This window comes from Mycoplasma sp. ATU-Cv-703 (assembly GCA_004011965.1).
Lineage (GTDB): Bacteria > Bacillota_I > Bacilli_A > Mycoplasmatales > Metamycoplasmataceae > RYZV01.
In genome coordinates this window covers 455004-480885 of record RYZV01000001.1, presented here as the reverse complement: position 1 = coordinate 480885, position 25882 = coordinate 455004, and the positions used below count along the sequence as shown (strand labels likewise).

Here is a 25882-nt window from a genome sequence, read left to right as displayed (position 1 = left end):
TCAAAAGATCGCTCGCGTTTGACTTAAAAAGTCAATTTTAAAAAATTAGCACTATTTGTATGAGAGTGCTAAAAAGTGTGTTATACTAAGCGTTGAAAACATTAACTAAGAGTATTAATGGAAGGACGAAAGAAGTATGGCAAAAGAAAGAATTATTGGCATTGACCTTGGTACGACTAACTCGGTTGTAGCGATTGTTGATGCAAAAGAACCACGCGTAATTGAAAACCCAAACGGCAAACGCACAACGCCCTCGGTAGTCTCTTTTAAAAACGGAGAAATCATCGTTGGCGAAGTGGCTAAACGTCAAATTGAAACTAACCCTAACACGGTCGCTTCTGTCAAACGTTTAATGGGAACTGAACAAACCATTAAGGCCAATAACCGCGAATATAAGCCCGAAGAAATTTCGGCGATGATTCTTGGTTATTTGAAAGATTACGCCGAAAAAAAACTCGGCTCTAAAGTGGAAAAGGCTGTTATCACCGTTCCCGCCCACTTTAACAACGCCGAACGTGAGGCGACTAAAAACGCCGGAAAAATTGCCGGTCTCAAAGTGGAACGAATTATTAACGAACCAACCGCAGCGGCGCTTGCTTACGGTTTGGAAAGAAAAAACAAGGAGCAAAAGTTGCTTGTTTATGACTTAGGTGGAGGAACTTTTGACGTGTCGGTTCTAGATTTGGCCGACGGAACTTTCGAAGTTCTTTCCACTTCCGGAGATAACCGTCTCGGAGGAGACGACTGGGATAACGAAATCGTTAAATGGCTAGTTGAAAAAATTAAAAAAGAGCACAAACACGATCCGTCGCAAGACAAAATGGCGATGCAACGTCTTAAAGACGCGGCTGAAAAAGCTAAAATTGAACTCTCAGGTCAGTCCAGCACCACGATTACTTTACCTTTCCTAGCCATGCTAGATGAAGGACCTCTTAACGTTGAGGCTGAACTAACTCGTTCAAAATTTGAAAAATTAACTGAGCATCTAGTTGAAAAAACTCGTCAACCGATTGAAGACGCGCTCAAAGAAGCTAAGTTAAAAGCGAGCGACCTAGACGAGGTTCTGCTCGTGGGAGGGTCAACTCGCATCCCAGCCGTTCAGGCGATGGTGGCGAAAGTAACGGGCAAAAAGCCAAACATCTCGATTAACCCCGACGAAGTAGTCGCGCTGGGCGCAGCTGTCCAAGGCGGAGTTTTAGCGGGTGAAATTGACGATATTTTGCTTTTAGATGTTACGCCGCTGACTTTGGGAATTGAAACGATGGGCGGTGTGGCAACGCCTTTAATCACCCGTAACACAACCATCCCTGTGTCCAAAAGTCAAATCTTTTCAACCGCGGCTGACAACCAACCCGAAGTAACGATCCACGTTGTGCAAGGAGAAAGATCGATGGCGATAGATAATAAATCGCTTGGTCAATTCAACTTAGCCGGAATTGAACCGGCTCCTAAGGGAATGCCGCAAATTGAAGTCGCTTTTTCCATTGACGCTAACGGAATTTTAAAAGTAACTGCCAAAGACAAAAAAACTAACAAAGAGCAGTCAATTACGATTGAAAACAACACTTCTCTCAGCGAAGAAGAAATTAACAAAATGGTAAAAGAAGCGGAAGAAAACCGCGAAGCTGACGCTAAACGCAAAGAAGAAATTGAAACGCGCGTCTCAGCCGAATCGCTCATAAACCAGTTGGAAAAAGGACTCAAAGAAAGCGGCGACAAAATTGACGCTAAACAAAAAGAAAAAACTACCGCTGAAATTAAAGAACTTAAAGAAATGCTTGAGAAAAACGAAATTGATAAACTCAAGAAAAAACTTGACGAAATCAATCAGATGGCTCAAGCCTTTGCCCAAGCTGCTAGCGCAAGTAAGAAAAAAGACACTGATCCGATTGAAGTGGACGAGCCTGAAAAACCAAAAACCGATGATACCAAAGACGGACAACCCAAAAAATAAGTCTTGCTTGTCCAGCCGCTTACCCTAGAAGGTAAGCGGTTTTTCTTACCAAACTTAAAACAGTTTTATAATTAAGAAAAACATCCATGAGCACCAAAGACAAAGTTATTTTTATTTTTCTCTCAATTATTACGCTCGGCATTTTTCCGGCCGTGGTCTATTGGCGTGCTGCTCATCAACCAGTCAACCAAAAACTTTCCACTAGCGAAAAAATCAGCGTAGACGTGGATGAGTTAAGAAGACTATTGGGCGGACTAGAAAATCTAGTCGGTGCTGAGTTCACCCACACCAAGGTGAAAATTTTTGTGAAAGAAAGACGTTTGGTGCAAACCGAAAAAATTAAAAAATTACCCGGCGTATCGGGAGTTTTTGCCAACTCAGGTGGCCTAACTTTAATTGTCGGTAACTCGGCTCGACGTTTGGCTAACCAGATCCTGGATTAACTGCTCTTTTAACGTGCGGTCGGCGGTAGTTGTGGTGCCGTCGGTGATCTTTTTGATGGTGAGCAGTTTGGTTGGAAGTCGCTTTTTGTTGGCGACGTGGATCGCTGACTTTTTTTTCTAAAAGCGAAACGACCACCATCGGATTCCGGCGTTTATGTTTGTAGAAAAAGGGACCAATTCTTGAAACAACTAAATCCACCACGTTTTTGCGGGTTCAATTCGGGTTGTTTTTAATCGTGTAAAGAATTGCGCCGTGGGCTAAACGTTGGATCGTGGTAATTTCTTCGCGCGACTCTTGCACGTAAAGAGCTCCGCGAGAAATGACTCTTGTTTTACCAATGATTTCTCGTTTAGCGCGGTCAACCATGGCAATAATGTTGACAAAACCGTTTTGGGCCAACTTTTCACGCACATCAATAATTTCCAAAGTTTCAGCTTTAGCAATGGTTGAATCGATGTAAATGGGGCCGTGGGGAATTCGCAGTTTTGTGAGACGAACCACACCCTTTTTCAGTTCAACCACTTGGCCGTTTTCAATTAAAAAAATGTTTTCGCGCGGAACGCCGCACTCGTAAGCAGTTTGACCATGGACGGCCGACTGACGGTAAAACCCGTGGTAAGGGATGAAATACTTTGGTCTTGTGACGTTAAAAATAGTTTTGTGTTCGTCTTTATAGGCGTGGCCCGAAATGTGCAAAAGTCCATCCACACGGTTTTCACGCGCTTCAGCACCGACTTTGTAAAGTTGATTAATTAAAAGTTCAACCTTAACCCGGTTGCCAGGAATGGGTGAAGAGGAAAAAATTACCACGTCTTTATTTTTGAGTTTGACATACTGGTGGCGTCCGGAAGCCATTTGCCAAAGCGCAGCCATTTCTTCACCTTGTGAACCGGTTGACAAAATGAACAGTTTTTCGTCAGGGATTTTGTCAATTTCTTTTTTGTCCACGAAAACTTCCTCGGGAACGTCAATGAATTTAAAACGTTTAGCAATTTCCATCCCGTTAATCATCGATCTACCAAAAACGCAAACTTTTCGCTTGTGTTTAACAGCTAAGTCAATGCCAACTTTGACCCTGTTCATGTTGGAGGCAAAAGTGGTGAAAATCACTTTGCCGCGGGCGCTTGCAATGTTACGCTCCAAGTCCCGCATAATGTTTTGCTCGGTTGGAGAATGCTCGGGCAGCATTGAGTTGGTAGAATCAGAAATCAAAATATCAAGACCTTCGTCACCCATTTGCCGCAACTTAGTAAAATCGGTTAAGTTACCGATCGGAGAGTAGTCAAAGCGAAAATCACCCGTGTCCATTATGGCTCCGTCGGGCGTTTTTACCCGCACGCCGTAAGCCTCGGGAATCGAGTGTTGCGCCGTCCAAACATCAACTTCCATGTGTTTAAAACGGTAAACGGAGTCGCGCTCGTACTCAATGAATTCGACCTTAGTTTTAATTTTCATGTTATCAAGCCGCTTACGCATAAAAGCAATTGCCACGCCTGAGCCGTAAATTCTTTTTAAGTCAACTTGCTGAAGTAAGTAGGGCACGCCGCCAATGTGGTCTTCGTGTCCGTGGGTAATGAAAAGACCGACAATTTTAGAAGCGTTCTCTTTGAGATAAGTGTAATCGGGGATAATGCCCGAAACACCCGTTTCCATGCTGTTAGTGAAACGAATGCCGGCGTCCATAATTGCGATCTCATCGCGGTACTCCACGACTAACATTGCCTTGCCGATTTCTTGCATACCGCCCAAAGCAAAAAACTTGGTTGAATACATCTTGCCTCTCCTGTCGCTGGACCAGAATTAATTAGTCCGCTCAAGTGTTTAACGTTTTACTTGTGGTTATTATAGCAAAATCCTTTTTTTGACCGACGGGCCAATTTGGGCTAACCAGCTAAAAGATAACTTCGTTTTCCCGGGGCTTAAAACGCTGGCGGTAGTCGATCCGATCTAAGTAAAGTTTGCCATCCAAATGATCCATTTCGTGTTGGAACACGATTGCCAAAACGCCGGTTAAATGGTGAGTGACTTTTTTTTGATTTAAGTAGGAGTAGCCTTGAATTACGACTTTAAAACGGCGGTGAACTAACCCGGCCTGGTCATCGCGCTCAGGGTCAACTGACAAACATCCCTCACCTTGTTCAAGCGCGGCGTAACTGGGCGAATAGGCGGTTATTTCGGGGTTAATTAAAAACTCCCGCAGTCCGCGGTGAAATTCGCCAGGCGGCACATTGACGTAAAACATTCTTTTCAAATGGCCCATTTGAACAGCCGCAATCCCGATGCCTTCGCGAAGTGAACTATCTTTTTTTTGCGAACTATCAACGTAGTGAATCATTTGCTCAGCTAACTTTTGGTCGGCCTCGCTGAGCGGCAATTTAACTTTGGCTGAAACCGATCGCAGTTTTTTGTTAGGGAGAAGGATGATTTTCACACACCTATTCTATCACGGTGTTATGATGGGGTTATGCTGAGAGTCATCGCCGGCAAATACCGCGGTCAGCGGTTGCGCTTGCCCGATCAGAAAACGACTCGGCCGATGCGCGACGCGGTCAAAGAGGCACTTTTTTCCATCATAAGCGAGTGGTTGCCAGGCAGCGTTGTGTTAGACGCTTTTGCCGGCTCGGGTTCGCTGGCGATCGAAGCGCTCTCGCGCGGAGCTAGCAAAGCGATTGCGCTTGAAAAAGATGCGCGCGCCTTTCAAGTGCTCCAAGAAAACGCGGAAAAAATTGGAGTCCGAAACTTTGACTTTTACCTTCGCGACGCTCTAAACTACGTAAGTCTTGTTTCGGGAGTACGCTTTGACCTGATTTTTTTAGATCCGCCCTATCAAAAAGTTGACCTGCTAAACGAAATTTTAAAAGCGATTATCAAAAACAACTTACTTAACTCCCAAGGTCTGATCGTAGTCCAAACTAACGAGCTTGACCTGGTAAACGTTCCTAAGCAACTGGTGAAATGAAAAGTTAAGCGCTACCAAAAAACTAATTTGCTTTTTTTGACTTACAACCTTTAGCGCTTAAAAACTTGAATTAGCGACCTAACAATTACAAAATATATAATGTGGTGATATGGACAGGAAATTAATTATCTTTGCTGGTCCTTCCGGAGTTGGCAAGGCGACGATTGAAGCCAAACTTTTTGCTGACCCAGATTTAAAACTGATGTTTTCTTGCTCGGCTACGACTCGACCTCCTCGTTTAGGCGAAACCCAGGGACGCCACTACTATTTTTTAAGCGAAAAGGAATTTAACGAAAAAGTCAAAAAAAACGAGTTTTTTGAATGAAATCAGCACTTTTTTCATAAATACGGGACATTGAAAAGTGAACTTGAGCGGATTAGTAAACTGGGTTACGTGCCCTTTTTGGAAATTGACGTGGAAGGCGCTAAACAAATTATTAACAGCCAAACTCACAATTACCGATTAGTGACGATTTTCATCATGCCGCCTTCGGTGGCTGAGTTAGAGAGAAGAATTCGCGAACGAGCAACTGAAAGCGAAGTGCAACTCAAAGAACGACTTGTTCGCTACAACAAGGAAATTGCCGATAGCAAACTTTTTGAACATGTGATCGTTAACGACGATTTAGACAAAGTTGTCGCTAAAATTAAAAAGATAGTGCAGGCCAAGTAATGCCAAAGTGAGCGATTAAAACTGATATCGGCGTAGTAAGGCGCCAAAACCAAGACCGGGGAGCCGTTTTTCAAAACCATAGCGTTACTTTTGCAATCATTTGCGACGGTATGGGCGGGCACGAAGGCGGAGAAACGGCGGCTGCCATTACGATTGATGTGTTTGACAAAGAATTTACTTACAACTTCCCGCGCAAAGTTAACGCCGATTCGCTAGTTAAATGGTTTGAAGAAGCGATTAACAAAGCTCGCAAAGCGATGATTAAGTTTGCTAAGCGCGACGCAAAACTTTTTGACATGGGAACGACTGTCGCAGGAGCAATCAAAATCGGGCAAGAGCTATTTGTTTACAACGTGGGTGATTCGCGCGTTTACCTTTACGACGGTCTGCTGAGTCAAATTACCAAGGACCACAACATCCGGAATTATTACATTGAGCATTACAAATACACCGAGGAACAAGCCGCGATGACTTTGGGAGCGATGGCGCTCACTAACGCGCTTGGACCGACGAAAAAAACTCACGTTGAATGGTTCCACATTCCGCTCAGCAAAAAAGCCACTTACGTCATCTTGACAACCGACGGCATTCACGACTACTTACCCAAACCTAAGTTTGAAATGATTTTGGCTAAAAAATCTTCGCTGGATGAGAAACTAAACGAAATGGTCAAAAAAGCGATCATGGGCAAATCTTCTGATAACTTAACCGGTATCATTGTTTGTTTAAACGAGGAAAATCAATGTTAGAAGCTTTAAAGAAAAAATACGTTTTTAGTGGCGAAGTGGGTCAAGGCGGAATGGCTAAAATTTACCGCGCGATTGAAAAAACCACCGGTCGGATCGTAGCGATTAAACTGCTTCGACCAGATAACAAAGATTCTCACCGCAACCAACGTCGTTTTCGCTCTGAAATTCAAGCGATTAAAGCGATCCGTTCGCCTTACGTCGTGGCGGCTTTTGATTACGCCTGAAACGACCAAGTCCAGTACATCGCGATGGAATACATTGACGGAAGCATTTTAAAAGAGTACATTGGAAGGCGCGGTAATTTAACGGTTGATGAAGCGGTGGAATTTGCCAAGCAAATTGCGCTCGGACTTCACGAAATGCACCAAGTTGGAATTATTCACCGCGATATCAAAGCTTCTAACATCATGATTACCGACCACGGGCAAGTTAAAATCATCGACCTTGGCATCGCTCTTCACGATGAAACTGACCGGGTTACCCAAACTGACAACATCATCGGTTCGGTTCAATACTTAGCACCAGAACTGCTTGAAAAAGAAGAAGCCAACGCCCAAACCGACATTTACGCCCTAGGCATTTTGCTCTACGAAATGCTGATTGGAGACGTACCATTTAAAGAAAAGACGGGGATTGACACCGCTCGCAAACACCAAACTTCAACTGTTCCTCACGTCAACAAAATTTTTAAAAACATTCCCCAGGCCGTGGCTAACATCGTCATTCGAGCAACCGCTAAAAAACCGCACCATCGTTATTCAACAGCTTACAATCTTTACGAAGATCTTGACACTTGCCTGAGCGATAAAAGACTTTATGAACCAGTTTACCAACTAGGCGATAAGTTACGCAAAACGTGAATTGAAAAAATTAATTCCTCGGCTTTTTGACTAGTGGTCGGACTGACGGTCATCGCCCTTCTCATAGCGATTGTGATCGTCTTAATCGTGGTTAAATAGGGGCTTGATGCGCGGACTAGTTCGAAAAGTAATCGCTGGATTTTATGACCTTGAGACCGAGTCAGGTCAAATTTACCGAGTGCGCGGATCGGGTAAACTCCGCCACGAGCAGCAAAGTCCTTGGGTTGGTGATTACGTTGAGTTTAAGCCCGAACAACTCATCACCCAAATTTACCCTCGCAAAAACCAACTGACCCGACCCGAGGTGGCTAACGTGGACCAAGTTTTGTTAGTAACATCGGTTTTTGACCCGGTCTTTTCAACTTTCTGGCTTGATAAAAACTTAGCAATTGTGGAAGCAAAGGGCATTAACCCGGTGCTAGTTTTTACCAAAACAGATTTAGCCGATCCAAGTCCGTGACTTTTTTACGCTCGGGAGGGCTACCAAGTTTTTCCGGTTAACACTCTTGACCTCAAAACCATTTTGCCGCTCCGAGCTAAGTTTGCCGGGCAAATCAATGTAGCGATTGGGCGAAGCGGAGTAGGCAAATCAACACTAATTAATAAACTTGCCAAACTGGACTTACCGACGGGCGAAATTTCCACTCGCACGCGACGCGGCAAGCAAACGACGCGCGTAATTGAGATGGTTGATTTCTTAGGCGGCAAACTAGTTGACACGCCTGGTTTTGAAACGATTGAACTTGGCCTGTCAAAAACTCAACTTGCCCACGCTTACCACGATTTTCATGCTCTTAGTTCTAAATGCTCGTTCGGACGTAGTTGCCTTCACCAACACGAACAAGACTGCGCCGTTAAAAAGGCTGTTAAAAATGGAATAATTAGTTTGTCAAGGTACGAAAACTACCTTAAATTACTGAACCAAATTTAAAAAATGCCTTCCAAAACTAACTTACACCTTTCAATTCTTGATGCGCCCGATCGTCTTTGGACGATCAAACGAGCGCTCAAACTAGGAGTCAAAGCGATCCACTACGACGTGATGGATGGTAAGTTCGTAGCCCAAAAAACTTTGCCCGTTGACGAGCTTAGTAGACTTGTTAATGCTAGTCCTAAACACTTTGTGGACGTGCACTTAATGACCCGGCGTCCTGAGCGACAAATTCAAAAAATCGCTCCTTACGCTGACCAAATTAGTTTTCACATCGAAGCTGTGTCAGCCCGAAAAGCCGTCAAGATTTTAGTCAAAAACAAGCACATTCGACTGGGCATAGCGATTAACCCTCGCACTCCTGTTGTGTCTTTAAGACCTTACCTAGGATATTTAAACCACGTGGTGATTATGTCGGTCCAAGCTGGTCAAGGCGGACAATCGTTTATTCCTGAGACTTACGAAAAAATCGCTCAAGTTCAAAAACTAATCCAAGCCAGCGGACACAAGTGCAAAATTCAAGTGGACGGAGGAGTTAATGACCAGATTGGTCCAAGACTAGTTAAAACCGGTCTTAATCAAATCGTAGTCGGAAGTTACCTGCTCAAAAACTTAAAAAGTGAAACTATCCAAAAGGTGCTTGGTCAAAAAAAATAACTATGAAATTCAACACAACTTACACCCCAGAAATTAGTCTCAAAAACACAATTGCCGCCTTGGCCTGGTTGCGTGAGCAAGTTATTTGGCAAATCAAAAAAATTTACCGCTTCACCTACGTGAGTGCGCCTCCTTTCCTAGAGCAAGACTCGCTTTTAGAAGTGCGACTACCAAGTCTAACCCGACCTATTTCGTTTGACGCGATTGACGAGTACCGCGTCTGTACTTTACTGCTCACCCCGACAAACTGAATTAGAGCCATGATCGAAAGACTTGACCTGGGAGTGGGCGAAGGGCTTTGAACCGAATCGCAGAGCATTTGGCGCGATGTACCCGAAACTCCGAGCGACACCATCACTCGGCACGAGATTATTTTTCAAACAAAAATTGGCGCTGATGAAGACGAAGTAAAACTAGCGCGCGCCCAGGCCCAACAAATTTACCAAATCATTTTTGAACTGGCCAAAGAAGTTTGAAAACGTTGGCAAATCAAAAATATTTACCCGCCGAGCGCTAATTTTGTCACTAGTCAAATGATGGAAAACGAACTGCCTAATGAGTCTTTTGATAATCGCGAAATTGAGTTTGTGCTAGAAAGCGACGCTTACATATTAGAAGCCTCAGGTTTAAGGATGTTCTCCGGCCACATTCACCAAAATGTACCGCCCAATTTATACGATTTACGCAACCACTACGAAATCATTTTGCGTGACAGGGTTAATGCACTAACCATTAAAGTGGCCACGATCGCTTTGACTAGTAACGGTCAGCAATTAAAAGACCAGTTAACTCTATCTGGGCAAGAGCAGTTTTTAACTAACCCTTTTTACGAAAGTCTTGTTCGCCAAAGTTACAAAGTTTTGGAAATTCGTTTTAACTTACCCCGACTAGCCATGGCATTGCTTGGTAAAGGTCACATTGCCGAAGTCCAAGGCGGAGTCATTTCCAGCGAAGCGCGTCACATCCGGGAAAAGTACCAAATAGAAACTATCTAGTCTATGATTGGTTTGTCCATGAAAAAGATCGTTAAAAACTCGCTCGGCTACGACCAATCGCTCTTTGTTTACCAAGACAAACAAATGTTTAATTACTCGGTTGACACGATTTTGCTCGGTAACTTTGCCACGCTGAGCGCCAGCACTAAAAAAGTTTTGGAAATCGGCACTAATAACGCCGCGCTAGCGATATTTCTAGTTTCACGCAGTGCCAAAATTCACGTTGACGCTATAGAAATTCAGCCCGAGGCGATCGAAATTGCCCGGCAAAACGTTGAACTCAACCAAAAGCAGTCCCAAATCACTTTAATTGAAGGCGACTTTAACGATTACTTCCAAACTTACAAAGCAGACCCAGAACAGCTCTACGACTCAGTCGTGGTCAACCCACCCTTTTACAAAAAAGGCACAACCAATTTGGGTAAAACTTCGCCCAGCAAACTGATTGCCACTCACGAAGTCAAAATTACTTTGGAAGAAATTATCCGCGGTGCCAGTGCCTTGCTGAAAAAAAACGCTTACTTGGCGCTCGTGATTGCCACCGAGCGTTTTGTTGACGTTTGCCATTTAATGCGCCAAAACGGTTTTGAAGTTAAAAGAGTTCAGTTCATTCATCCGCGCACTTTCCAAAAATCTAACTTAGTACTCGTGGAAGGACGCTACCAAGCAAACTGAGGAACTCACTTTTTACCTAATCTTTACCTCCATCACGACGATCTAAACGACAACTCTTACCGGCGGGAAGTCGTCGCGCTTTACACTCCGATCCCAGCCAATCAGAAAGATAACCGTGGCTAAAAAACCAACTCTTTACGTTAGCACTCCACTTTTTTACCCCTCGGGTGAACTTCACATTGGTCACGCTTACAGCGCGAGTTTGGCCTGGGTCATTCGTAATTATTTTAAGGATCGGGGCTACGAGACTTTTTTTGTGACTGGCGCTGACGAACACGGCCAAAAAATCGCCCAAAGCGCCGAGCAAAACCAAGTTAGTCCCCAAACTTACGTAGATAAAATGAGTCAGAATTTTAAAAAACTTTGGCAGGATTTGGCGATTGATTACGACTTTTTTGTCCGCACAACTAACGTTGAGCACGTAACTAAAGTCCAAAAGGTTTTTGCCAAACTTATCGCCCAAAAAAACGTTTACCCCGCCAGTTACCGCGGTCTTTATTCGGTCGCTGACGAAGAATACTTTTTGCCTAGCCAGGCCAAAACTAAAGACGGCAAATACTACCATCCGCAGTCGGGTCACGAGTTAGTTGAACTACAAGAGCCTAGTCACTTTTTGAAAGTGAGCCATTACCAAAACTGGTGGGAAAAAACTTTCCCGGAACAGCAAAGGCTAATTTTCCCGCCTAAGGTTTACCGCGAGCTGAACAACAACTTCGTCCAGCCCGGTTTGCACGATTTATCAATCACTCGGCAAAATTTAAGTTGGGGAGTGCCAACCGCTCCAAAAAGCTCGGAAACAATTTACGTTTGAGTCGATGCTCTTTTAGGTTATTTGACTAGTCTAGGTTATCTTGATAAAAGCGCCACTAACTTCCCAAAATTCTGGCGTTCAGAGGGAAAAATTATCCACGTGATAGGCAAAGAAATTAGTCGTTTTCACGCCATTTACTGACCAATTTTGCTTAAGTGTCTCGACCTACCTTTACCCACGCAAATTTTAGCCCACGGTTGAATTACCACCAAAACGGGCAAAATGTCCAAGTCAAAAGGCAACGTGGTTTCGCCCTACAAGCTTTTAGAAAAATTCAGCCCCGAAGTGGTTAAGTACTACTTGACAACCAAGTTTGACGTAGAAAATGACCATGTCTTTGATGAAGGTCACTTGGTCGAAGTTTATAACAGCGAACTGGTTAACGCTTTTGGTAATTTAGTCAGTCGCACTTTGGCTTTGGCGCTTAAAAAATGCGGCGGAAAAATTGAACTGACCAAGGACAGCGAGTGAACTAGCGACGAGAAAAAGTTAACCCAAACCATTAAAGATACTTACGCTGAGTACGAAAGTCACTTTGCCGCGTGCCACGTTGCTCGCGCGCTTAGTCAAGTCCACCTTCTAAACAAAAAACTAAACGCTTACATCGACGCCCAAGCGCCTTGGCAAATTAGCGACGCGCACCGTTTTGCCAAAGTCATCAGTCTTATCTGCCACGGCATCTATACGAGCGGTTTAATGCTCAAAGTCGCGATGCCAACTGCTATGAGTAAACTCTTAAGTTACTTGGGGCTAAAAAAGTGGGACCAAAAGTGGGTCAGCGACTGGGAGACGCTTGGTCAAATTAACATTAAAAAAAGCGGCCATTTATTTGAGCGCTTCGTAAGTAAGTCTGTTTATAATTAAGTGGCTTTTTCCCGAAGCCCATATGGCGGAAATGGTAGACGCAGGGGACTTAAAATCCCCAGGTTATAATACCGTGCTAGTTCGAGTCTAGTTATGGGCACCATTTTTTTAAAGAGGTAAAGTTAGGTGAAACTAGTTGTTACACATTCCCAAGGCTTTGATTTTTCCTACCGAGTGCTTGATAACCAAGCTCAAAAAACGGTTTTATTGGTTCACGGTTATCATTCGTCCAGCGACCTTGGTCTGCCGTTAGAAAACTTGGCTCGCGATTTTAACTTAGTCGCTTTGGATTTGCCCGGCAGTCCCCACCTACCTTACGCATCAACTCAGTTAACAATTCAGCTTTTTAAAGCTTACCTAAAAACTTTTTTGGACTTTGTTTGCCCCTTTAAAAAAGTGATTTTACTCGGTCACTCGTTAGCCGGCTTGACCATTAGTGCGCTCTCACAGCACGAGAAAGTTGAAGCGCTAATCTACTTAGCAACTGTCCAGCCTGGCGTAATTAATTCCCAAAGTTACCGCCAATTATCAAAAACTTTTGCCGGATCCGCAGTTGAGCAAGGACAAGAGTTAGCTAAGTACATCAGCACTCATCCTGAGATGGAAGAAATTTTCATTCACCGGGCGCGGTATCAACACATCATTGAAAACAACTTGCTTAACCAAGATTACCTAGCAAAAGAATTAGACCAGCACTACCGTCAGTCGCTGAAAAAACCAGCTTTTTTCCTAATCGGCGAATGGGATTACGTGGTTGAAAAAGCTTGCTTTGTGAGTTACGTCAAAGAGAAACTTCAAAAAGAGGCGCTTGTCGTTCCAGGTGCCTACCACAATCCGATTAAAGATAAACCTGAGCTAATTAGTGCTTGACTGAGCCAGTTAGTTAAAAATCTAGAACTAGGTAATTTCGTGACTCCTGTCTTGCCCGATTGAGCTTAGTTCAACTTGAAAATTTTTGGCAACTAAATTGCCCACGCTTGCTAAACTAACAAACGGCTCTAAAACTCTGGGTTGGGAGCTAAAGTTATGAGCGTAAACAGTCAGCGGCAAAAATTCGCTTGTGTGGTCGCTGCCTTGAAAACAAGGATCGGTGCCGTGGTCTGAAGTAATGATTAATAAATCATCGGCTTGAAGATGAGCAATTAACTGACCGAGCTTTTGGTCAAAAAGATTCAGGTTTTCGGCGTAGCCAAGCGCATCGCGGCGGTGACCGTACTTGGAGTCAAAGTCAACCAAGTTGACAAAAATGAAACTGTTAGGCCCTGCCGTTTTTGTGAGCTGAATGGTAATGTCCATTCCATCTGCGTCGGACTTGCTCCGGAAAGATTGACTAATTCCTTGTCCGTCAAAAATATCGCTAATTTTGCCCACGCCAATCACTTTGACTCCCGCTTTTTGTAGGCGGTCTAGCAAAGTAGGACTAGGCGGTTTAAGCGCGTAGTCGTGGCGGTTAGCAGTTCTGCGGTAGTGACCGGGCTCTCCAACGTAAGGCCTAGCAATAATACGTCCCACATTTCACTCGGGACGGGAAGAGCAAATTTGCCGAGCAATCTTGGCCATTTGGTAAAGTTTTTTGAGACCCATCGTCTCTTCGTGACCACAAATTTGTAAAACCGAATCAGCCGATGTGTAAACGATTACTTTTTGGTGGTTAATTTCTTGGTCAGCGAGCTCATCAATAATCGTTGTACCTGACGCAGCTTTGTTACCGACAATTTTTCGTTGCCAAGCCGATTCTAAAGCGGCGATTAAATCGGGCGGAAAACCAGTCTGAGTAAAAACGGGAAAAGGTCTTTTCGTTTCAATCCCCATCATTTCCCAATGACCCGCTAATGTGTCTTTGGCGTTAGAAATTTCCTCAACTTTAGCCACGTAAGCTCGGGGAGGCGCAGATTTAGCTTGACCAGGCAAGTTAACTAATTGACCAATTCCTAAACTAACCCAGTTTGGCAAAACCAGTTTTTGGGTGTTGGCAGCGCACTGAAAAGTGTTTGAACCTTGGTCACCCCATTTATGGGCACGTCGGTCGGCGCCGATCCCTAACGAATCAGTTACAATCATAAAAACTCGGCCGTACTTTTTCATATAGAATTATTATAGGTAAAGGCTGCTCAGAAGAGAGCCGAAAATCAATGGTCAAAAAAGTTGCAATTTTAACTTCGGGAGGCGATGCACCGGGCATGAATAACGCCATCCGGTCTTTGGTTAGGGCAAGTCGGATGCATAAAATTGAGGCTTGACTAGTTTTTGAAGGTTACAAAGGACTTTGCCAAGGCCAGTTTGCTTTGGCCTCTGAGTATGACGTTGACGCGTACATTAACCGCGGCGGAACATTAATTGGTTCGGCTCGTTTTCCCGAGTTTACTAATTTAGCAGTTCGCAAAAAAGCGCTCAAAGAACTAAGTAAACGCGGCATTGAAGCGCTAGTCGTAATCGGCGGAGATGGATCTTACCGCGGTGCTCAAGCGCTGCACGAAATGGGCGTTAAAACAATTGCTTTGCCAGGCACAATTGACAACGACATTAACTCCTCTGACTTTACGATCGGTTACCCAACTGCGCTTCAAACGATCGTGGAAAACATTGACCGGGTGCGCGACACGATGGAATCACACCGTCGCATCGCTATCGTGGAAGTGATGGGGCACGGCTGCGGAGATTTAGCTCTCTACTCGGGATTAGCCACCGGAGCGGAAATTATCGTTACCAACGAAAACTTACTCAGCGCCAAAGAGATAGGCGTGCTCGCTAAAAAACAATTCGCTAAAGGCAAAAAATCAGTCATCATTGTGGTGAGCGAAATGATTTTTGAAAACCTTGTCAAACTTGAGCGCGAAGTTGAAAAAATCAGCGGGCGAGCGACGCGAGCGATGTCTTTTTCCCACATCCAACGCGGAGGCGTTCCGGGCGCGATTGAAAGAATTAACGCCTCAAGAATGGGTCTAAAAGCAATTGAGTTGCTCAGCCAAAACCAGTCGGGACTAGCCGTTGGGATTGTCAATAGCCGCACAAGCGCAATGCCAATTATGGAAGCACTTGGTCGCTCTCGGCAAGACCGCGCTAGCAAAGCCCAAAAGTACAACCGTCTTAACCAAGCCTAAATGGAGTAAAAGTGCAAATTACCAAACGAACGAAAATCATAACTACGATCGGACCTTCATCCCACAAAAAAGAGGTTATTAGTCAACTCTTTGACGCAGGCATGACCACCGTAAGACTTAATTTTTCCCACGGCACTTACCAAGAACAGTTGGAAAGAATTAATAACACTCGAGCAGTGATGAAAGAAAAAGGTTTGCCTATTTCAATTATGCTTGACACCAAAGGGCCGGAAGTAAGAGTAGGCAAGTTTCAGCACAGCGTTCAAAAAATTATCGCCAACCAAGTAGTGGTGGTTTTAACCGATCCAGCCTCGTACCAAAAACTCAAAGCTAAGGTCGGTCAAATTACCGTCTCGGCTGACATTAGTCAAAACTTAGAACCTGGCGACCTAATTCTCGTGGACGATGGTAAATTGCAGCTGGAAGTAACGAGCGTCAAACCGCAAACTATTAAAACCCGGGCGATCAATCACCACCGTCTCAAACCTAACAAACGAATTAATTTGCCCGGCAAACCTTTTTTGATGCCTTTTTTAACTGAAAAAGATGTGGAAGACATCAAATTTGGTTGCGCGCAAAAAGTTGATTTTATCGCCGCATCTTTTGTCAATTCTCCCGACGACATCCAGCAAATTCGCGAAATTTTAAAACAGCAGCAAGCGACCCAAATTAAAATCATCGCCAAAATTGAATCGCAGTACGCAATTAATAACTTCGATAAAATTCTCGCTGCGGCCGACGGGATTATGGTAGCTCGAGGTGATTTAGGGCTTGAGATACCTTACTTTGAAGTACCTGTCGTGCAAAAAATGATGATCCGTAAATGCCGCGAAGCTGGTAAACCGGTTGTGGTCGCCACGCAAATGTTAGATTCAATGGAAAAAAATCCCCATCCAACCCGAGCCGAAGTAACAGATGTTTACATTGCGACTGAGTTGGGCGCTGATGCAACGATGCTTTCGGGTGAATCAGCAGCTGGTCAATACCCGATTGAAGCCGTTAAAGTTATGTCAACGATTAATGCTCGCGCCGAAAAAGAGTTTTATAACAAACTCTACTACCAAGTCCAGTTGGAAGCGATTGAAAAAATTTCGCGTGGAGCAAGAGCTAAAATCGCTCGGTCAGTGGCGCGCAAAACGATTAACGGCGACTTTAAATTTACTGTCGTGCTCTCGCGAACTGGACAACTGCTCCAAGAGGTAGCTAAATTTAGGCCTAACACCAACATTTTGGGAGTCACTAACAACGCCCAGCAAACTACGATGTTCGGAATTACTTCCTCGGTTTTCATGTCGCCCGACACTAGTCAATTTGAAGCGATCAAAGCTAACAAGCAAAAAGCGCTTGACGTAGCGAAAATTTACGGAGCTAAGAAAGGCGATAAACTTTTAGTTGTGGAAAATAAAGCCATAACGATTTTAAGTTACCGTTAAAAGTCTTATCAGCAACCTAAAAGCGGCCCCAAAGGGGTCTTTTTTTTGGTCAAAATTGGAATAAAAAGCGATTAGTCGTTCTCCTTAGTTCATAAATAGCAAGTTTTTAACCACCTAACCAACCTATACACGTGATTAACTTGTTAGGCCAAGTGAAAAATCAACGGTTTGAAATCCAAAATCAGAGTAGTAGCTGAGCGAATCGCATTTTTAAGTGAACAACTTGGATCGGCTAGGATCTTGCCAAAGCGATTTGTTCCTACGAAAATAGAAAAATTCTTTCAAATCTTCGATGAACAAAAAGTTGAGCACGAGAATATTTGTCCAAAAATATATTCTCCTCAAAATTAACTATGGTGAGTGGAAGCCAGGCGAAAAAATTCCGTCTGAAAATGCTTTGGCAATTAAATTTAATTGTTCACGCATTACCATCCGCAACATTTTGCAAAGCCTTGTCTACAGCTCGTACCTAGTTCCCGTCAAGGGTAAAGGCTACTTTGTCGCTTCGGTTCGAATCGGCGCCAACTTTATTCCAATTAGTCAAGAGTACGATTGCCCAACTGCTCAAGTAAAAATGCTCAGTTACCAGCAACTTCCTTACCGGGAAACGTGGATTGAAATGCTCGGTGTAAAGCTGGAAAAAACTGAACTTGAAAAAGCCCGCATTTTCGAAAAAACCTACTTTGACCAGGAAGGTCAAGAAGGGGTTTACCAAATTACCGTGCTGAATTCGTCCGAAGTAATTCTTTTTGACGAAACAGAAGTGAGCAAGTCACTCTCCAAATACTTAGTCTGGCAAGGCGTGATGTTATCGCACGCAACTAACATAGTGATTTACGACCACCATCCTTACTACGCCAAAATAGCTCGCCGTTTAGGCTGAAAAGATTCTTATCCATTCATAGTAACTTTAATGAGTACGCAAAAATCTTGGGTTGAAATTTCTTTCCGGATTGTCGCTAAAAAACTTTTCAAATTCGCCCGAACTTACCGAATTATGCTCTAAGCCGAACGATCGGCTTATTGTTATAATCTCGCTATGGAAAAGGCGACTAAATTAACGGCGCAAAAAAACGAGCGCATTGACAAACACTTAGCCGAAAACCTCTCCTTTAGTCGCACTCAAATCCGCAAATTGATCGACCAGCAAAGAGTCAGTGTGAACGGCAACTTAGTTCGCAAAGCAAACTTTGTGCTCCAACCAGGTCAACTGATTGAAATTAGCACGCCTAAACCTAAAGAAAGCAAAGTTAAGGCCGAAGATTTACCGATTGATGTTGTTTACGAAGATGATGACATTATCGTTGTCAATAAGCCGAGCGGTCTAGTCGTTCATCCGGCGCCGGGTAATTTAAGCGGCACGCTTGTCAACGCTTTAGTTGGTCGTTACCAAAAACTTTCTCACCTGGGTGGTCAAGACCGGCCCGGTACTGTCCATCGCCTTGATAAAGATACTTCGGGACTAATTCTCTTTGCCAAAAACGATGAAATTCACGCCCAGCTAGCTAAGGCTTTAAAAGAGCGCCAAATTAAACGAATTTACTTAGCTTGGGTCGTGGGAAAAATCGAAAAACGCGTCATTCACATTAACTTGCCGATCGGGCGTGATGTTTACCGCCGCCAGAGAATGCGTGTCCAAAGTGAAAAGTCTAAACCGGCTTTAACTCACGTCTACGTGCTCCAAAGTTACCCCGATAAAACGCTGGTTCGTTGCGAACTAGAGTCGGGAAGAACTCACCAAATTCGCGTTCACCTAGCCCACATTGGCCACCCCGTGGTCGGAGATCCTAAGTACGGAAAATTAATCGATAATTTTGGTCAAAGACTCCACGCTTACCAATTAATTTTTCTTCATCCGCGCAGCGGTAAAAAAATGTTTTTTGAGGTTGACCCGCCGCCTGAATTCAACGACTGGTCTTTTAAAAATCAACCAAAGACTTAACTGCTCAACTTATAATTGCAACTATGAAAGGTTTTTCGCTTTACCACGCCAAAACTTGGCACTACGTGGAAATTAAACGAACCAACAACCGTCGCATGTATTTCCAACTAACTAACGGAAAACTCGTAGTTAGCGTTCCTGAAAAGATGGATTTGGAATTAGCGCGCCAATTTGTGAGTGAAAAACTACCCCGCTTTGTTAGCGCAAAGACTAAGCAGTTAAAAAATACCAAAGTTAATTTAAACGAGCAAACACTTATTTTGCACGGCCAAATGTACCGTTTTGACTCTTTAACTGGTTATCCAAAAAACGCTCTCAAAATCAGCGGCTCTAAAGTCTACATCCAAACTAGTCAAGGGTCAAACTCCCAAATCATAAGTGCGATTAAGACATACTTAAAAACTTCCTTGGAAAAACATCTGCTCACTCGATTGTCCCACTGGATTAAAAAAATGGCCACCGGTCCTTATGAATTTAGAGTCAGTGATAAACGCGCTACTTGAGCCAGCAACAATTTGCAAAAGCGAAGAATATCGTTTTCAAGTCGTTTAACCCACTTTGACCAGAGGGTGATTGATTATGTCATCGTTCACGAGTTAGCTCACCACTTTCACCCTCACCACCAAAATGAGTTTTGAAAGCTAGTCGCTGACTACATCCCCGATTACCAAAGTTTACGCCAACAAATGCGTTTTGATAACTAAGCAAAATCGCGTTTTTTAAAGACTTGTCAACTCAAAACCAACAGTCCGATCGCAACTAAGGAGTAAAACCCTAAAACAGCCCAGTAGTTAACTAACTTAGGTGCCGACGCCAACTTGTCCAAATCAATTCGCCAAGTTTGAGTGTCATTATCAAAATAAAGATCGCCTACAATCGCAGGGTTGTCCATTGAAACGGCAACGCTAGTCTCACTCACAAAAGATTCAAAATCAGCAAACTCCAAAACATTTCTTCACAAAAACGATAGATGGTCTAAGACGTTAAGATATTTTAAAATTCTTTTTTTGAAAACTTGCTCTTCGTAAGCGGCGTGCTGTTTTTCGTCTAAGCCTCCAAAAATTTGACCATTAACTAAAGATCCGACCGTGTAAAGCGGAACAACGTCAGTCTGAACCGCGTCTTTAAATGTGGCTGTGCTAGTAAAAAGAGCCAAGTAACCTTGACCCTTGCTCGTGCGAAGCGCTTCGCTTAGGTAGTAAGCGTGGGTGATTAGGTCAATTTGTTCTGAACTAAGGTCGGGGTATTGGTCGGCTCTTTTATGCTCAGCAATTTGAGTGAAAATCGCTTGTTCGGCTTCGGGTTCGTAGTATTGCCCACTAACGCTGTAATCTTGCTCTCCATCAACGTAAAGGTGGTAAATATCCTCCAAGGTAGTTTGAAATTGCGCTTCGGTTTTTTGTCACTCGAACTTGTCTTTGGTTTGCCCAACCATCCACTCGTAGTGCTCGCTTTGCTCAGCGGGTAATTTATTTTTGAGCTTGAGATGTCCCTGGGCAAAATAACTTAACAGGTAAGCTCCGTCTGGCAAAGTGACAAAAGAATCAAAAACCGGCCCGAGCGCAAAAGCAAGCACAAAGAGAAAAACTAACGCCACGGTTCCGCCGGCGCCAACAGCTAAAGAAATGCAAAGTGCAATGGAAGAAATAACCAAAATGATCAGAAGACTAATCAAAACTAGGTAAAGCGCCCAAACAAAGTACCGCCAGAAAATTTCCGGACCATTAATTAAAAAAACTAGGTGTGGCAGCAAAATCATGAGCGGAATAGCCACGTACAAAACGCTCATAAAGGCTAGTCATTTTTCTAACCAAATTCGGTTGCGGCTAATTGGTTTAGAAATCAAAATTAACAAAGTGCCTTCGTCAATATCATTTCGAAAAATTTGGTTAACTTTGACGGCAATAAAACCGATCATCGCGATGGACGGCAAGAGAAAAACAACGACCTGGCGTCAACTTATCGCCAAAATTGAAGCGTCGGAAATTTGGTACTGGAGTTGATTAACTTCCCGGCGCGATTGCTCGACTACGAGTGTGTTGAGCATCACAAAAGCAAAAATGAAAACCGCCAGACTAACGGCTAAGTAAATCCAAGTCGAGGGAGCTCTCATCATCCGCCGAATCGTGAAACGATAAATTGGCATTATCTAGCTCCTTTATTGACCGCTGAGAAATGCGATGGCGTTTCGTTTCGAACGTACTTATCGTAAATTGACTGAAGGTCGGCACTTTCGGGCGCGATTGAAAAAACAACGATCTTTTCCGCGCCAGCCCAGTAGTTGATTTTAGCCAGTTCGGCCCTATTTTTAACTTTAACTAAAATCTTGTCGTGCTGTTTGACAGCCGACACTTTGTGTTTTTTAAGCAAAGTTAAAAGTTTGCTTTGGTTATCGCTGCCCACCAAGTAAGTGTTGGTAGGCTTGTCGCTAAGTCTGGAATTGTAAACCACTTGACCTTGGTTAAGAATGGTCACTTCGTTAATTAATTGCTGCAGTTCGGCTAAAACGTGGGAAGAAATAAAAATTGTTTTACCTTGCTGAGCCAGTTTTCTTAGGTCATCAAAAAGTTCAGCTCGAGCAGTCGGGTCAAGGTTAGCCGCCGGTTCATCCAAAATTAAAACACTTGGATTGTTTAAAAGCGATTGCGCTAGCAACACTTTCTTTTTCATGCCAGAGGAATAAGAGTTGGGGTCGCGACGCCGAAATTCCCAAAGACCGATCGTCTTTAAAATGTCCTCCGCAATTTTGTGGGCCTCTTTTTTAGTTAATCCGCTAATTAAAGCCATCGAATAAAGGTAATCTAAGGTTGAAATTCGTTTCGGAAAACGAGCCGATTCGGGAATGTAACCGACTAATTTTTTAGCCTCAACTTGGTCGGCTTTCAAACCTTGAATTAAAAGTCGTCCCTTGGTCGGGATCATCGCACTAATTAAACACTTAATCGTGGTTGTTTTACCAGCGCCGTTAGGACCAATAAAACCGTGAATAGCTCCGCGAGAAACTTGGATGCTAACTTCTTTAACGGCTGTAAAATGTTTAAATTTTTTAGTTAAATTTTCAATTGAAATGGCAAAAGAACCGCTTGGATTAACCAAGTCTTGGTTATTGGGGTTTTCACTAGGTAATATTTCCACGCCGGCCTACGTCAAATTGCTTTGTTAGTGCGCTAATTATACTATGGTAGTGGCTCACTGACTGGATTAGCCAAACTTTCTTACTTTTTGCTACGTTTACTAGGTGAATTTGGTCGGGTGTTTGCGCGGTCTAAATCGGCAATCCGACTTTGGTGACGACCGCCTTCAAAATGCTCGTTTTCAAAAGCCAAAATCATTTTGATCGCTTTTTTAGGTTTAGTTTGGCGGCCTCCGAAAAGCAAAACATTCGCATTATTGTGCTTTTTAGCCAGCACCGCATCTTCCAAGCTAACAAGTCTTGCTCCGCGGATACCGGCAAAGCGGTTAACAGCGAGTGAAATGCCGATGCCAGTTCCGCAAACACCAACTCCCAGATAAGCGGGATTTTTTTGGACAAAACGGGCCAAGGCTTGCCCTTGACGAGCGTAAGAGACTGGTTTATCGTCGTTTTCGGGCCCAAGATCAACCACCTGGTAGCCGTGGTTAGCAAAGTAATCTTGAACTGCTTTTTTGAGTTTGTAACCGGCGTGGTCAGAAGCTAAGACAATTTTTTGATTTTTATTCACGAAGCACCTTCTTGTCGCTCAGTCTAATCACCGTTGAAGGCCGACCCGAGCCTTTTCCAAAGTAATAATGTTTTCTAACGCTAGGAAAAGCGGCGCGAGCCTGTTCAAAATTTAACGGCGGTTGACCCGCTAAGTTAGCCGAAGTCATGTAAACCGGACCGATCTTTTTGATGAGATTTAAAAGCTGCAAGTGTGCTGGCATGCGCAGAGCTAAGTTATCGCTTAAAACTAAAGTGTAGGGACCAGGTCAAATTTTGCGGGCAAACTTCTCTGCTTGGACGCTTCACTCCGGGAATTGACGAGCTTGCTGGTACGAACCAACCATAACTACGAGCGGTTTTTCCGGTGAACGTTTTTTGAGTTGACAGATTAGTTGATGGTTAGCTTGACTAATTGGACCGCCAAGACCGACGACCGTGTCGGTGGAGGCCAGAAAAAGCGACGAATGATCTAGCACAATAATTTCATTATAAACTTGCTCTTTGACGTTTGGAACCAATCGTTTAAAATGCTAAGTATGCCCGAACTTCCCGAAGTAATCACAGTTGTAAATTATTTAGAAAAAAATCTTTCCGGCGCCAAAATAGAAAATTTAACGGTTCGGAAAAATAAATTTGTCAAAGAAGTTACTCCTGAGATATTCAAAGCCAAAGTGCAAGGTCAACGCATTAACCAAATCACTAACCGGGGCAAGTTCATCGTTTTTCACCTTGATCAGCAAAGCGTGATCCTTTCTCATCTCCGACTCGAAGGCCGCTACCGGCTAACGCAAGGTTCGCCCAATCTTGGTCCGCAAGACCACCTGGTTTTTCATTTGGATCAAAACCGTCACCTAATTTATAACGATTCGCGTCAGTTTGGAACTTTCCAAATTCGCACTCAAAAAGACTGAGCAAGCCGACCGCCAATTAGTAATCTCGGCCCTGATCCGTTTGAAATTAAACCAGCCGAGCTCTACCAAAAACTGCAAAAAACTGCCATCGCCATCAAAACTGTTTTGCTTGACCAAAGCGTGATGGTCGGACTAGGCAATATTTACGTCAACGAAGTTTTGTGAGACCAGCAAATTAATCCGTCTTTACCTAGTAAAAATTTAACTCTAGCTAAGACCTCGCAAATTCTGCTCAGCGCCCGAAGAATTTTAAAACAGGCGATTAAATTGGGCGGCAGTTCGATTAAAACTTTCCTAGCCTTTAATGACCAGGGCGGACAGTTTCAAAATTTTCTTAAAGTCCATGGCAAAGTTAATTTACCTTGTCAGCGCTGCCAAAGTAAAATCGCTAAAACCAAAGTCGGGCAGCGCGGCACTTACTACTGTCCTAAGTGTCAAAACTAAAAACGTCGGTAAGCAATTCGCCACTTGCCGTTAATATCGCGCTTTAAATTAAAATTTTGCGAGCGCAAAAAACTGACGTTGTCGGGGCCGATTTCAAAAACTAAGTAGCCGCCCGGTTTTAAATAACTAGCAAAACTTTCTAAAATAGCTCGGTAAGCCGCGTTACCGTCTGGACCGCCAAATAAGGCGTGACTTGGTTCGTGTTTAACTACGCTGCTATCTAAATGCGTAGAGTCTTTGATGTAAGGCGGATTAGCCACAATTAAATCAAATTGACGTTGAGGTTTTAAATTGGAAAACCAATCTGAGCGAATTACGTGCACCGCTAATTTGTTTTTTAAAGCATTGATGCGAGTTTGTTTAACCGCGACTGGATCTTTGTCAACTAACGTTATTTTTAAATCCGGGAAACTTTTTTTCAAAGTCAAACCAATTAGACCACTGCCACACCCTAAGTCACAAACCGACTGTCCAGACCTCAGCAGTCCGGCGACTAAATCAATTACTTCTAGCGTTTCAAAACGGGGAATAAAAACAAACTGGTCAATCCGAATTGGTAAGTTTGAAAAATCAACGTAACCTAAAATTTTTTGAAAGGGAACTTGGCGCGCTAGCAGCCTTTTTTCCCGGCGACTAATTTGCTCTGGCAAAGAGTAACTGCGTTTATAGTCTAAAAAATCTAACCAACGACTCTGATCCATTAAAGCCCCGCTTGACGCATTTTTTCCGACTGATCAGCCGCGATTAAAGCTTCCACGATCGGATCAATCTTACCGCTTAAAATCCCTTTTAAAGAGGTGGAAAAATTGATCCGGTGATCGGTCACCCGGTCTTGGGGATAGTTGTAAGTGCGAATTTTTTCCGAACGTGCACCCGTGCCAGCCAGTTTACGGTAAGCGCCCTCTTGCTCTTCTTTTTTACTTAGTTCAAGTTGGTAAAGTTTGGATTTCAAAATGCTAAGCGCTAAATCGCGGTTGGCGATTTGCGATCTTCCGTCTTGGGACTGGACGACTATGTTAGTCGGTAAGTGGGTAATTCGAACCGCAGAATCAGTTTTATTAACGTGCTGACCTCCGGCGCCCGAAGCGCGGTAAGTGTCAATTTTTAAATCTTGGGGATTAATTTTAATTTCGATCGAATCATCAATTTCAGGCATGACCGTAACTGTCGCCGTGGAAGTGTGCACTCGTCCCTGGGTCTCGGTCAGCGGAATGCGCTGAACGCGGTGCACACCTGTTTCGTATTTGAGTTGGGCGTAAACATTGGTCCCTTTGACGCTGAAAACCACTAAAGTAAAACCGCCGCTTTCTGATTTTTGGATTACGATCGGTTTAACTTGCAAGCCGTGGAGAGCAGCCCACTTTTTATAAATTTCAAAAAGATCTCCGGCAAAAATGTTAGCTTCTTGTCCGCCGGCGGCTCCGCGAATTTCGACAATCACATCGCGAGCATCGTTTTCATCTCTTGGCAAAAGTAAAATTTTTAACTCTTGACTTAACTCGGTCAGTTTTTTTAAAGCTTCGTTTATTTCTTGCTTGGAAAGCGCCGCGATCGACTCGTCTTTGGTGATATTTAAAAGTTCTTTTGCTTGCTGGTAATTTTCAAAAACCGCTAAGTACTGGTTAAAAACTTGCACAACGTCGGTGATTTGGGCGATTTCTTGGGAAATTTGCCGGTATTTTTTAACGTCGCTAACTATTTCTGGGTCGTTTAACTGCTGGTTTAAGTGCAAATAATTTTGGCGAATTTTAACTAAGGAATCATAAACTACTTTGTCAAGCATGGGTAGAGACATTA

General features: G+C 43.6%; 27 protein-coding genes and 1 tRNA gene. 19 read left to right on the top strand and 9 right to left on the bottom strand.

What is annotated here, in order from left to right:
- Window positions 1–136: 136 nt before the first annotated feature.
- Entirely contained in the window at window positions 137–1954 is a 1818-nt protein-coding gene (dnaK, locus tag CSE00_RS02170; protein WP_127942944.1) for a molecular chaperone DnaK, read from the top strand.
- A gap of 86 nt (window positions 1955–2040) precedes the next feature.
- Complete coding sequence (locus CSE00_RS02165) at window positions 2041–2397, top strand: hypothetical protein (protein ID WP_127942943.1); 357 nt, start codon at window positions 2041–2043, stop codon at window positions 2395–2397.
- Here the strand turns inward: CSE00_RS02165 and CSE00_RS02160 are convergent.
- Window positions 2378–4171, bottom strand: coding sequence for a ribonuclease J (locus CSE00_RS02160; protein WP_127942942.1), 1794 nt, complete (start codon window positions 4169–4171; stop codon window positions 2378–2380). The two genes, CSE00_RS02165 and CSE00_RS02160, sit on opposite strands and share 20 nt — an antisense overlap.
- A gap of 118 nt (window positions 4172–4289) precedes the next feature.
- Window positions 4290–4829, bottom strand: coding sequence for a peptide deformylase (def, locus tag CSE00_RS02155; RefSeq protein ID WP_127942941.1), 540 nt, complete (start codon window positions 4827–4829; stop codon window positions 4290–4292).
- 33 nt (window positions 4830–4862) lie between these two features.
- On the opposite strand from def, the gene rsmD reads away from it, so the two are divergent.
- The 11 genes from rsmD (at window position 4863) to CSE00_RS02100 (ending at window position 13511) form a co-directional block, all read left to right on the top strand.
- A complete protein-coding gene (gene rsmD, locus CSE00_RS02150; protein WP_127942940.1) occupies window positions 4863–5411 on the top strand; it encodes a 16S rRNA (guanine(966)-N(2))-methyltransferase RsmD in 549 nt (182 codons plus the stop codon).
- Window positions 5412–5466: 55 nt separating this feature from the next.
- Window positions 5467–6030 (top strand): guanylate kinase, encoded by a 564-nt coding sequence (gmk, locus tag CSE00_RS02145; protein WP_127942939.1) that lies wholly within the window; start codon window positions 5467–5469, stop codon window positions 6028–6030.
- On the top strand, window positions 6030–6779 hold the full coding sequence (locus tag CSE00_RS02140) for a protein phosphatase 2C domain-containing protein (protein ID WP_127942938.1): 750 nt from the start codon (window positions 6030–6032) through the stop codon (window positions 6777–6779). Before gmk ends, CSE00_RS02140 begins: the two co-directional genes overlap by 1 nt.
- Window positions 6773–7738 carry a serine/threonine-protein kinase gene (locus tag CSE00_RS02135; protein WP_127942937.1) on the top strand — a complete coding sequence of 322 codons (966 nt, stop codon included), beginning with the start codon at window positions 6773–6775 and terminating at the stop codon, window positions 7736–7738. Before CSE00_RS02140 ends, CSE00_RS02135 begins: the two co-directional genes overlap by 7 nt.
- A 7-nt stretch (window positions 7739–7745) precedes the next feature.
- Window positions 7746–8570 (top strand): ribosome small subunit-dependent GTPase A, encoded by an 825-nt coding sequence (gene rsgA, locus CSE00_RS02130; RefSeq protein WP_127942936.1) that lies wholly within the window; start codon window positions 7746–7748, stop codon window positions 8568–8570.
- Between the two features lie 3 nt (window positions 8571–8573).
- Complete coding sequence (locus CSE00_RS02125; protein WP_127942935.1) at window positions 8574–9227, top strand: ribulose-phosphate 3-epimerase; 654 nt, start codon at window positions 8574–8576, stop codon at window positions 9225–9227.
- Between the two features lie 2 nt (window positions 9228–9229).
- The gene (locus CSE00_RS02120; protein WP_127942934.1) at window positions 9230–10222 is read left to right on the top strand and encodes a hypothetical protein; all 993 of its coding nucleotides are present in this window, start codon (window positions 9230–9232) and stop codon (window positions 10220–10222) included.
- A gap of 18 nt (window positions 10223–10240) precedes the next feature.
- Window positions 10241–11020, top strand: a complete 780-nt coding sequence (locus CSE00_RS02115; protein ID WP_127942933.1) for a tRNA1(Val) (adenine(37)-N6)-methyltransferase — start codon at window positions 10241–10243, stop codon at window positions 11018–11020.
- A complete protein-coding gene (metG, locus tag CSE00_RS02110; protein ID WP_127942932.1) occupies window positions 11013–12572 on the top strand; it encodes a methionine--tRNA ligase in 1560 nt (519 codons plus the stop codon). The genes CSE00_RS02115 and metG overlap by 8 nt, the downstream gene beginning before the upstream one ends.
- 16 nt (window positions 12573–12588) lie before the next feature.
- A tRNA-Leu gene (locus tag CSE00_RS02105) sits at window positions 12589–12675 on the top strand.
- 23 nt (window positions 12676–12698) lie between these two features.
- A complete protein-coding gene (locus CSE00_RS02100) occupies window positions 12699–13511 on the top strand; it encodes an alpha/beta fold hydrolase (protein ID WP_127942931.1) in 813 nt (270 codons plus the stop codon).
- Here the strand turns inward: CSE00_RS02100 and CSE00_RS02095 are convergent.
- Complete coding sequence (locus CSE00_RS02095) at window positions 13470–14657, bottom strand: phosphopentomutase (protein WP_127942930.1); 1188 nt, start codon at window positions 14655–14657, stop codon at window positions 13470–13472. The two genes, CSE00_RS02100 and CSE00_RS02095, sit on opposite strands and share 42 nt — an antisense overlap.
- A 47-nt stretch (window positions 14658–14704) precedes the next feature.
- Here CSE00_RS02095 and pfkA point away from each other — a divergent pair, with 47 nt between their 5' ends.
- From pfkA to CSE00_RS02070, 5 genes are all read left to right on the top strand, one after another.
- Window positions 14705–15673, top strand: coding sequence for a 6-phosphofructokinase (gene pfkA / locus CSE00_RS02090; RefSeq protein WP_127942929.1), 969 nt, complete (start codon window positions 14705–14707; stop codon window positions 15671–15673).
- Window positions 15674–15684: 11 nt separating this feature from the next.
- Window positions 15685–17106 (top strand): pyruvate kinase, encoded by a 1422-nt coding sequence (gene pyk, locus CSE00_RS02085; RefSeq protein WP_127942928.1) that lies wholly within the window; start codon window positions 15685–15687, stop codon window positions 17104–17106.
- A 292-nt stretch (window positions 17107–17398) separates the two neighbouring features.
- Window positions 17399–18112 carry a GntR family transcriptional regulator gene (locus tag CSE00_RS02080; protein WP_127942927.1) on the top strand — a complete coding sequence of 238 codons (714 nt, stop codon included), beginning with the start codon at window positions 17399–17401 and terminating at the stop codon, window positions 18110–18112.
- A 33-nt stretch (window positions 18113–18145) separates the two neighbouring features.
- The gene (locus CSE00_RS02075) at window positions 18146–19048 is read left to right on the top strand and encodes an RluA family pseudouridine synthase (RefSeq protein WP_127942926.1); all 903 of its coding nucleotides are present in this window, start codon (window positions 18146–18148) and stop codon (window positions 19046–19048) included.
- 23 nt (window positions 19049–19071) lie between these two features.
- Window positions 19072–19752, top strand: a complete 681-nt coding sequence (locus CSE00_RS02070) for a YgjP-like metallopeptidase domain-containing protein (RefSeq protein WP_127942925.1) — start codon at window positions 19072–19074, stop codon at window positions 19750–19752.
- Here CSE00_RS02070 and CSE00_RS02065 read toward each other — a convergent pair.
- The 4 genes from CSE00_RS02065 to CSE00_RS02050 all read right to left on the bottom strand — a co-directional run bounded on the left by CSE00_RS02065 (window position 19749) and on the right by CSE00_RS02050 (window position 23248).
- Window positions 19749–21194: an ABC transporter permease subunit gene (locus tag CSE00_RS02065; RefSeq protein ID WP_127942924.1), complete on the bottom strand. Its 1446-nt coding sequence runs from the start codon at window positions 21192–21194 to the stop codon at window positions 19749–19751. The two genes, CSE00_RS02070 and CSE00_RS02065, sit on opposite strands and share 4 nt — an antisense overlap.
- Window positions 21194–22183: an ABC transporter ATP-binding protein gene (locus CSE00_RS02060; RefSeq protein ID WP_127942923.1), complete on the bottom strand. Its 990-nt coding sequence runs from the start codon at window positions 22181–22183 to the stop codon at window positions 21194–21196. The genes CSE00_RS02065 and CSE00_RS02060 overlap by 1 nt, the downstream gene beginning before the upstream one ends.
- 80 nt (window positions 22184–22263) lie before the next feature.
- A complete protein-coding gene (locus CSE00_RS02055) occupies window positions 22264–22749 on the bottom strand; it encodes an RpiB/LacA/LacB family sugar-phosphate isomerase (RefSeq protein WP_127942922.1) in 486 nt (161 codons plus the stop codon).
- Window positions 22742–23248, bottom strand: coding sequence for an L-threonylcarbamoyladenylate synthase (locus tag CSE00_RS02050; RefSeq protein ID WP_127942921.1), 507 nt, complete (start codon window positions 23246–23248; stop codon window positions 22742–22744). The genes CSE00_RS02055 and CSE00_RS02050 overlap by 8 nt, the downstream gene beginning before the upstream one ends.
- An 18-nt stretch (window positions 23249–23266) precedes the next feature.
- Between CSE00_RS02050 and mutM the strand changes: the two genes are divergently transcribed.
- Window positions 23267–24085 carry a bifunctional DNA-formamidopyrimidine glycosylase/DNA-(apurinic or apyrimidinic site) lyase gene (gene mutM / locus CSE00_RS02045; protein WP_161565542.1) on the top strand — a complete coding sequence of 273 codons (819 nt, stop codon included), beginning with the start codon at window positions 23267–23269 and terminating at the stop codon, window positions 24083–24085.
- On the opposite strand, the gene prmC is transcribed toward mutM, so the two are convergent.
- Together prmC and prfA are read right to left on the bottom strand one after the other, a co-directional pair.
- Window positions 24082–24786, bottom strand: a complete 705-nt coding sequence (gene prmC, locus CSE00_RS02040; protein ID WP_127942919.1) for a peptide chain release factor N(5)-glutamine methyltransferase — start codon at window positions 24784–24786, stop codon at window positions 24082–24084. The genes mutM and prmC overlap by 4 nt on opposite strands.
- Window positions 24786–25868 carry a peptide chain release factor 1 gene (gene prfA, locus CSE00_RS02035; RefSeq protein ID WP_127942918.1) on the bottom strand — a complete coding sequence of 361 codons (1083 nt, stop codon included), beginning with the start codon at window positions 25866–25868 and terminating at the stop codon, window positions 24786–24788. The genes prmC and prfA overlap by 1 nt, the downstream gene beginning before the upstream one ends.
- Between the last annotated feature and the right edge of the window lie 14 nt (window positions 25869–25882).